Consider the following 733-nt stretch of genomic DNA (forward strand, 5'->3'; position numbering starts at 1 on the left):
CGGCAGCTCGAGGCCGAGGCCGAGGCGGCCCGGCAGGACGCGGAGCGCCAGCGCAGCCTCGTCATGCGGCAGATCGCCGACCGGTTCGCCGACACCGTCGGCGGGATCGTCGCGCAGGTCTCGGCCGCGGCGACCGGCCTGCAGGCGACGGCCCGGAGCATGACCGAGACCGCCGCGCAGACCGCCGAGCAGTCGAGCATCGTCGCGGCCGCGGCCGAGCAGGCGGCCAGCAACGTCGGCACCGTGGCGGCGGCGGCCGAGGAACTCGGCACCTCGGTCCAGGAGATCGGCCGGCAGGTCGACGGCTCGGCCAGCCTCGCGCGCGCGGCCGTCGCCGAGGCCGATCAGACCGGCGCGCTGGTCCAGGAGCTGAGCGAGGCGGTGACGCGGATCGGCGACGTGGTCGGGCTGATCTCGACCATCGCGGGCCAGACCAACCTGCTGGCGCTCAACGCCACGATCGAGGCCGCGCGTGCCGGTGCGGCCGGTCGCGGTTTCGCCGTCGTGGCCACCGAGGTGAAGGCGCTGGCCGAGCAGACCGCCCGGGCGACCGAGGAGATCGCCGGCCAGATCGGGCGGGTCCAGGCCTCGACCGGTCAGGCCGTGGCGGCGATCGGGACGATCACGGCGCGGATCCGCGACATCGACGGCGTCGCGACCTCCATCGCGGCGGCGGTCGAGCAGCAGGGCGCGGCCACCCACGAGATCGTCCGCAACGTCGGGCAGGCGGCGG

General features: G+C 76.0%; 1 protein-coding gene. It reads left to right on the forward strand.

All coding sequences use genetic code 11. From position 1 onward, the window contains the following. Nucleotides 1–733 (forward strand): methyl-accepting chemotaxis protein (locus ME121_RS32860; RefSeq protein WP_491892968.1); only part of this gene is annotated, 733 nt, incomplete at both ends.

Source organism: Methylobacterium sp. ME121, from assembly GCF_000974725.1.
GTDB lineage: Bacteria > Pseudomonadota > Alphaproteobacteria > Rhizobiales > Beijerinckiaceae > Methylobacterium > Methylobacterium radiotolerans.